The following is a 7,144-nucleotide window of genomic DNA, read 5'->3' as shown; positions in this document are numbered from 1 at the left end:
CTGTGGGGGGTTCCCGGGGCCGGCCCCCCCCGGGCGGCGCGCTTTTTTTTACTTGCGGGCCCCCCCCCGGCCCCCCCGGCCCCGCCTGGCGGGGGCCCCCCCCCCCCCCCGCCCGCCGCTACAGGAGCGGGGCGGTTGCGCCCTGCAGCTGATCAGAACGACCAGGTGAACGTCAGCGAGCCGTTGCGGCCATCGCCGTACGCACCGTAGCCGTTGATCTGCGAGAGGTACTGCTTGTCCAGCAGGTTGTTGAGGTTGGCCTGCACGCTGAACTCCGGCGAGATGCGGTAGCGCACGAAGGCGCTGACCAGGGCATAGCCGTTCTGCTCGATGCGGCCGTAGGCCGGCACCGCATAGTAGATGCGGTTCTGCCAGTTTGCCCCACCGCCGACCGTCAGTGCCTGCAGCGACTGCGGCGTGTAGCTGGTGAACAGCTTCAGCGCAGTCTGCGGCAGGTTGGTGTTGATGTCGGCATCGTTGGCATCCTTGGCCACGTAACGCGAGGCACCGAAGGTCGCGTTCCAGCCCGGGGCCAGCTCGCCGTTCAGTTCGAATTCGAAGCCGCGGCTGACCGTGCCGCGCGCGGCGCGGTAGGCGAATTCGTTCTGGCTGCCCTGCACCGGCTCACCGGTGGCCTGGCCCACGTTGTCCTGCTCGATGCGGAACACCGCCAGCGAAGCATTGAGGCGGTTGTCGAACCACGCGCCCTTGACGCCCACTTCGTAGCTCTTGCCATCGACCGGATCGAGGTAGCTGCCGTTGCGGTCCTTCAGTGTCTGCGGCTGGAAGATCTCGGTATAGGCGGCGTAGGTGGAGAAGGTATCGTTGATGTCCAATACCAGGCCGGCATAGGGCGTGGTGACCTTGTGCGAGCGGTCCGCACCTTCGCCTTCACTCTTCCAGTCGGTGTAGCGTGCGCCGACGATGAGCTTCAGCGGGTCGGCCAGCGACAGGCGCGTGGCCATGTAACCGGCCTTCTGGGTGATGGTGCCTTCGCTGGCCAGCGCCAGCGGGTTCCAGTTCGGCTCGGAGATGTCGCCGGTCCAGCCAAGGTAGCTGGTGAACGGGTCCCAGCTCTGGCCGGGGCCGCCAATCTGGTAGTCGCCGTAGTTGGCGTACTCGCGCTTGTTGTAGCTCAGGCCGGCCATGAACTGGTGCTCGCGGCCGAACAGCCGGAACGGGCCGTCGACATAGCCATCGACTGCGTTGACCTTGCGCTCGGTGTTGTAGAAGCCGGCCGACGGCGAAATGCCGGTGCCGGTGGTCCTGTCGAAGAACGAGGCACCACTGGTCCAGTCGTTGTACGCCGGGTAGAACAGCTTGTCGTCGGCCTTGGTCTCATCGTGGGTCGCACCGACCTTGAACTTCCAGCCATTGCTGAAGGCATGCTGCAGGGTGGCGAACGCGCGCTTGCTGGTGGTGTCCCAGTAGGTCCAGTTCGGACTGGCGTTGAACGATTCGTCGTAGCCGGTGGCCGAGCCGTCGGAGAACAGCATCGGGAAGCCGCCCCAGGTCGCACCATTGGCGCGCTTCTGCTGGTAGTCGTAGCCCACGCTCAACTGCGTGTCCGGAGTCAGGTCGGCGTCGATCACCGCGTAGCCCAGCGTCTTGTGCTGGTTATAGCGGTCCATCTGCGCGTCGGTGTCGAGGTAGCTGCCGATCACCCGGCCACGCACGGTGCCGCTGGTGTTCAGCGCGCTGCCCACGTCCACGGTGGTACGGGTACGGCCCCAGCTGCCGACGTTCACCGATACGCTGCCGGCCAGCTCGGCGCTGTCGGCATGCTTGCGGATCAGGTTCACCGAGGCGGACGGGTTGCCTGCGCCACTGAGCAGGCCGGTGGCGCCGCGCACCACCTCCACGCGGTCATACAGGGCGAGGTCCAGGCCGGAATCGCCGTAGCTCCAGTTCTGCACCATCTGCGTAGGCAGGCCATCGAACTGGTAACTGTCGATGTAGAAGCCGCGCGCATAGAACTCGGTGCGCTCGCTGTCCGATTGCGTGCTGGTCACACCGGTAGTGTTGGCCAGCACGTCGATGATGTCGTCCAGGTTCTGATCTTCGATGCGCTGATGGCTGATGATGCTGACCGACTGCGGAATCTCGCGCGGCGTCAGGTCGAAGCGGGTACCGGCCGAGGTGCGGCGCACCGAGTAGCCCTCCGCGCGCTCGCCCTTGACCACCACCTTGTCGAGGGTGGTCGCATCGGTGGCAGTTTCTGCGAAGGCGGTCGGGGCGATGGCGCAGAGTGCGGCGAGCACGGCAACGGACAGCCGCTGAGGCTGCGGGATACGGAATGCAGGACGGTTCATGGGATTCCTGGGCGAGCATGCGCGTTCGGCCGACATCCAGGAGGCGAGGCGCTAAGGGTAGGGGAAAGGCGGGCGCGCCTTCCTGGCGACGCTGCAATCGAAAGGAATGTTAATACGAACTATTCCTATTTACAAATCATGAACAGGGGCGCGCAGCGCTGGATCGTCAGGCTGCTGCGGGAGATCGCCGTCCGGCGGCTTAGCGGCGCAGCAGTGGCAGAGGATCCCGTGCGCCGTCTGCGCCGTAGATGCCCCAGTGCAGGTGCGGCGGGGTGCCCTTGGCGTTGCCGCTGTCGCCGACGTGGCCGAGCAGATCGCCCGCGCCTACGACCTGGCCGCGCGCGAGGCCTGCGGCCCAGCTCTCCAGATGGGCGTAGTAGTAGCGCTCGCGGCCGGGGCCGATCACCCAGACCTGACGGCCGCCCAGGCCGCCTTCCCGCACCTCGGCAACCACGCCCGGGGTCGCGCTGCGGACCGGGGTACCCCGCGCGGCGAAGATGTCGATGCCGGCATGGCTGCGGTCGCGCCCTCGCGGCGCGCCGAAGGTATCGGCGATCTGGCCCGGCCGCACGCCGTCCACCGGTACCGGCAGCTCGGTGGCCGGTGGCATCCGGGCCAATGACCACAGCATCTTCGGCGCTTCGGCCCAGCGGCTGTTCCAGACGGACAGGGCGGCAACGACGGTGACGACAAGCAGGAACGCACGCAGCAGCCAACGGCGCAGCAGGCGGGCGGAAGACGTGGAGGGTGTGCGGGGCGAAGGATTCATGCCGCGCCAGTATGGCGCGGTGGGTGTCGAGGCCGGTTCATTGCAGGGGGACTTCGAAACTGCGCTTCAGCGTGGACAGTGCCACCGCGGTGCGGAATCGTTCGATGTTGTCGTCGCCACCGAACAGGCGCTCGCTGATGGTGTCGTACTCCTCCATCGAGGTGGCCGAAAGCACCAGCAGGAAATCGCCGTCACCGGTGATGGCATAGCACTGCTGCACCGCCGGGTCGTCCTGCACGCGCTGCTTGAACGGCGCCACGCGATCACGCTGCTCGCTGACCATGCGCACCTCGACAATGAGGGTCAGCGGTCGGCCGATCCGCGCCGCCGCCACCACGGCCACATTGGCCGCGATCACACCGCTGTCCTGCAGACGCCTGACCCGCCGCTGCACCGCCGGCGTCGACAGGTGCACGGCTTCGGCGATCTCCCGCTGTGGCAGCGTGTTGTCCCGCTGCAGCAGGGTGAGGATGGCGCGGTCGAAGCTGTCCAGCACGGGGGCAGTGGCCATGGTGAGCAGAAGTTGCATGGACGGGCCGGTAATTGAGCCAAGTGCTCGCCGTCGACGCAATAGACTGGACGCATGCAGACTTCACGATTCGCGCCGATGTTGCCGGCGCTGGCGGTGCTCGGCTCGGTAACGGCGCTGTCCGTTGGCACGTCCTATGCAAAGCACCTGTTCCCGCTGATCGGCGCGCAGGGCACCAGCGCGCTGCGCGTGGGCTTCTCCGCACTGTTGCTGCTGCTGTTCTGGCGACCCTGGCGCTGGAAGACCCGCCGCGCGGATGCGATCACCATCCTGCGCTACGGGCTCACGCTGGGCCTGATGAACCTGCTGTTCTACATGGCCATCCGCACGATCCCGTTCGGCATCGCGGTGGCCATCGAGTTCACCGGGCCGTTGACCGTGGCGATGCTGTCGTCACGGCGCCCGATCGATTTCCTGTGGGTGGGATGCGCAGTGGTCGGCCTGCTCCTGCTGTTACCGCTGGGCGGTGCGGCGGCACTGGACCCGGTGGGCGTGCTGTATGCACTGGGTGCGGCGGCGTGCTGGGGCCTGTACATCGTGTTCGGCAAGCGCGCCGGCCACCTGCATGCCGGCCATTCGGTGTCGCTGGGCCTGCTGGCGGCGTCGCTGGTGGTGGTGCCGGTCGGGGTGATCCATGCCGGCGCGGCCCTGCTCGATCCGAAGATCCTGCTGGCGGGCCTGCTGGTGGCACTGGTGTCCAGTGCGATTCCGATGTCGCTGGAGATGATGGCGCTCAAGCGCCTGCCGAAGGAAACCTTCGGCATCCTGATCAGCATGGAGCCGGCGGTGGCCGCGCTGTGGGCGATGCTGTTGCTGCACGAACACCTGCATGGATTGCAGTGGCTGGCGATCGGCTGCACCGTGGTGGCTTCGGTGGGGAGCACGATGACGGCGCGGCGGTCGAAGGCGCCGGCGATGCAGGCGGGGTAGCGCCGGGCTGTACGGGTTGCGCCGGGCCATGCCCGGCGGATTGGGTTCCGTTCGCCGGGCATGGCCCGGCGCTACCGATCAGCGCAGGGCGCTGGCCGGTACGTCGATGGCCATGGCCAGCGCCAGATGGTCCGAGAAGGCCGCCGGTACGGCTTCGACCGCGCGGGTCTGCAGGCTGCTGCTAACCAGGATGTGGTCGATGGCGCGGTCCGGGCGCCAGCTGGGGAACGTCGGCACGATGCAGCCTGGAGGCTGCAGCCGGGTCTTCTGGTACAGCACCTGCATTTCCGGTCGTTCGGCCAGGCAGTTGAAGTCACCCATCAGCACGGCATTGGGGTGGTCGGACAGCAGCTCGGCAATGAAACCGAGCTGTGCCATCCGCGAACCGGCACCCAGCGAGAGGTGGGCCACGGCCACGGCCAGGCCGTCCCTGCCATTACCGAACCTGGCCAGCAGCACGCCACGCCCGCCGATACGGCCGGGCAGGGCGTGGTCCTGCACCTCCACCGGCTCCAGTTTGCTCAGCAGGCCGTTGGCACTGGATGCCACCCCGCCCATGCGCCGGTTCGGCTGGTGGCTCCAGTAGTTGAAGCCGGCACGCTGGGCCAGGTAGTGGGTCTGGTTGGTGAAGCCCGAACGCAGGCTGCCTGGATCGGCTTCCTGCAGGCCAACGATGTCGTGCCCACGCGCCAGTGTGGCAATCGCATCAAGACTGCTGCGCTTGCGACCCGCCGGCAGCGCATGTGACCAGCTGCGGGTCACATAGTCGCTGTAGCGGCGGGTACTGGAGCCGGCCTGGATGTTGGCCGTCAGCAGACGCAGGGTCCGTGTAGAGGGGGAATTCACGGCCGGGGACAGCTTCTCTTGGATCAGTGAGCCTGGGCCGCACCGCGCTCGCGGGCGATCAGGTGGTCGGCGATGCGCAGCATGTCCGGGAAGCTCTTGCCCTTCACCAGGTACTTGCCGTTGACGATGATCGACGGGGTGCCGCTGATCTGGCTGCGCTGCGCGAACTGCTTGGCCGAGTTGGTCTTGGCATTCACCGCGAAGCTGCCCATGGTGGCGGCGAACTGCTTCGGATCGACGCCGTAGCCGGCGTAGAACTTGGCGATGTCCTCGACCGAATCACGGCCGCGTTCGCCCTTCAGGGTCTTCTGCGAGTGGATGGCGGCGTACAGCGCCTCGTGGGTCTTCTCCTGCACGCCCAGCGTCTGCGCGGCATAGAAGGCACGGGCGTAGTCGTCCCAGGTGCCGCCGAACATGGCGGGCACGTAGACGAAGTTCACGTCGCCCGGCAGACCGGCTTTCCACGGGCCGACCAGCGGCTGGAAGGCGGCGCAGGCCGGGCAGACGTAGCCGAAGATCTCGACCACTTCGACCTTGCCGGCAACCGGCTGGAAGGGCTGGCCGTTCGGAATTTCCTGGTAGTCCTCACCGGCCACCGGCGCCGGACCGGTCAGTGCGGTGGTGGTCGGGGCCGGAGCGGCCGCCGGAGCGGCTTCGGCGGCCTTCTCGCCTTCGGCTGCCGGGGCCGCGCCTGCGTTGTCAGTGGCCGGTGCCGCAGCGGGGTCGGTGCTGGCCGGGGTGGTGGTCGGCTCGGCCGGGGCGGCGGAGGTGTTGGCGGTGCCGTCGTCGGCCTTGCAGGCCGCCAGGATCGGCAGCAGCGCTGCGAGTGCGAGGGCGTAGCGGATCTTCATGGAAGCGTCTCCAGCATCTGGAATGGTGGGGCCGGCGGCGGGCGCCGGCCAGGGGGAAATGATGACACGCGGCGGCGACAGCGCCGTGTCGGGAGTGGGCGTTGGTTCAGCGGCCGCGGTTGGCGCGGACCTGGGCGATCAGCGCCGAGGCAATGCGCAGCTGGTCGTCGAAGCTGTTGCCGCGGACGAGATACTGGCCGTTGATGATCAGCGCCGGGGTACCGGGGATGCGGGTGCGCTGGGCGAATGCCCGCGCCGCGTCGACCTTCTTCTGCACGGCGTCGCCCCGCAGGGCCTGGGTGTAACGCTCGGGCGCCACGCCGTACGCCTTGTAGAAGGTGGCGAGCTCATCGGCCGAGACATTCTGCATCGGCAGGGTGCCCTGCTCGTGCAGAGCCTTGAACACGGCCGCATGGCTGCGCTTGGCGACGCCGACTTCTTCGGCGGCGTAATAGGCCAGCGCCCAGGCATCCCAGGCGCCCCCGAACGCCGCAGGCACCGGAGTGAAGCGAACATCCGCCGGCAGCTTGGCCGCCCAGGCTTCCAGCTGCGGTTCGAAACGCGCGCAGTGCGGGCAGGTGTAGCCGAACACCTCGACCACTTCGATCTTGCCGGCGAGCGGCTGGAACGGACCGGCCTGGGCGATGCGCTCGTAGTCGCGACCTTCGACCAGCGGGGCTGCGGCAGGTGCGGCACTGGCGGCCATCGGCAGCAGCACCAGCAGGGACAACAGCAGGCGGGGAATCAACCTCATCGACACGCATCTCCGTTGAAAAAGCAACGCCGGCGCAGTCGCCGGCGTGAAGGAAACATACCGCAGGCGCGGGCCGCCGGGGGGGGCCCCGCCCCCCCCGGGGGGGGCGGGGGGGGGGGGGGGGGGGGGGGGGGGGGGGGGGGGGGGGGGGGG

The 7,144-nt window shown here is 68.1% G+C and carries 7 protein-coding genes; 1 reads left to right on the top strand and 6 read right to left on the bottom strand.

The window, feature by feature from the left end; all coding sequences use genetic code 11:
• Positions 1-152 precede the first annotated feature (152 nt).
• From fhuE to ACVOME_RS18390, 3 genes are all read right to left on the bottom strand, one after another.
• Complete coding sequence (gene fhuE / locus ACVOME_RS18400) at positions 153-2,312, bottom strand: ferric-rhodotorulic acid/ferric-coprogen receptor FhuE (RefSeq protein WP_197600935.1); 2,160 nt, start codon at positions 2,310-2,312, stop codon at positions 153-155.
• A gap of 199 nt (positions 2,313-2,511) precedes the next feature.
• On the bottom strand, positions 2,512-3,081 hold the full coding sequence (locus ACVOME_RS18395) for a M23 family metallopeptidase (protein ID WP_263175738.1): 570 nt from the start codon (positions 3,079-3,081) through the stop codon (positions 2,512-2,514).
• Positions 3,082-3,118: 37 nt separating this feature from the next.
• Positions 3,119-3,592 carry an Lrp/AsnC family transcriptional regulator gene (locus tag ACVOME_RS18390; RefSeq protein ID WP_128990473.1) on the bottom strand — a complete coding sequence of 158 codons (474 nt, stop codon included), beginning with the start codon at positions 3,590-3,592 and terminating at the stop codon, positions 3,119-3,121.
• A gap of 72 nt (positions 3,593-3,664) precedes the next feature.
• On the opposite strand from ACVOME_RS18390, the gene ACVOME_RS18385 reads away from it, so the two are divergent.
• Positions 3,665-4,540 carry an EamA family transporter gene (locus ACVOME_RS18385; protein WP_065175144.1) on the top strand — a complete coding sequence of 292 codons (876 nt, stop codon included), beginning with the start codon at positions 3,665-3,667 and terminating at the stop codon, positions 4,538-4,540.
• 78 nt (positions 4,541-4,618) lie between these two features.
• Here the strand turns inward: ACVOME_RS18385 and ACVOME_RS18380 are convergent, their stop codons facing one another.
• The 3 genes from ACVOME_RS18380 to ACVOME_RS18370 form a co-directional block, all read right to left on the bottom strand.
• On the bottom strand, positions 4,619-5,356 hold the full coding sequence (locus ACVOME_RS18380; RefSeq protein ID WP_481505380.1) for an endonuclease/exonuclease/phosphatase family protein: 738 nt from the start codon (positions 5,354-5,356) through the stop codon (positions 4,619-4,621).
• Positions 5,357-5,409: 53 nt separating this feature from the next.
• Positions 5,410-6,237, bottom strand: a complete 828-nt coding sequence (locus ACVOME_RS18375; protein WP_053519866.1) for a thiol:disulfide interchange protein DsbA/DsbL — start codon at positions 6,235-6,237, stop codon at positions 5,410-5,412.
• Between the two features lie 106 nt (positions 6,238-6,343).
• Positions 6,344-6,991 carry a thiol:disulfide interchange protein DsbA/DsbL gene (locus ACVOME_RS18370; RefSeq protein WP_053519865.1) on the bottom strand — a complete coding sequence of 216 codons (648 nt, stop codon included), beginning with the start codon at positions 6,989-6,991 and terminating at the stop codon, positions 6,344-6,346.
• Between the last annotated feature and the right edge of the window lie 153 nt (positions 6,992-7,144).

Source organism: Stenotrophomonas sp. STEN008, assembly GCF_056760435.1.
Note: the sequence above shows the minus strand (reverse complement) of the source record. Positions and strands in the feature narration are given on the sequence as shown.

What these genes read in the sequence shown, in the direction of transcription:
- ACVOME_RS18395 (WP_263175738.1), bottom strand. Translation starts at nt 3,081, where the DNA reads ATGAATCCTTCGCCCCGCACACCCTCCACGTCTTCCGCCCGCCTGCTG.
- ACVOME_RS18370 (WP_053519865.1), bottom strand. Translation starts at nt 6,991, where the DNA reads ATGAGGTTGATTCCCCGCCTGCTGTTGTCCCTGCTGGTGCTGCTGCCG.
- ACVOME_RS18390 (WP_128990473.1), bottom strand. Translation starts at nt 3,592, where the DNA reads ATGGCCACTGCCCCCGTGCTGGACAGCTTCGACCGCGCCATCCTCACC.
- ACVOME_RS18385 (WP_065175144.1), top strand. Translation starts at nt 3,665, where the DNA reads ATGCAGACTTCACGATTCGCGCCGATGTTGCCGGCGCTGGCGGTGCTC.
- fhuE (WP_197600935.1), bottom strand. Translation starts at nt 2,312, where the DNA reads ATGAACCGTCCTGCATTCCGTATCCCGCAGCCTCAGCGGCTGTCCGTT.
- ACVOME_RS18375 (WP_053519866.1), bottom strand. Translation starts at nt 6,237, where the DNA reads ATGAAGATCCGCTACGCCCTCGCACTCGCAGCGCTGCTGCCGATCCTG.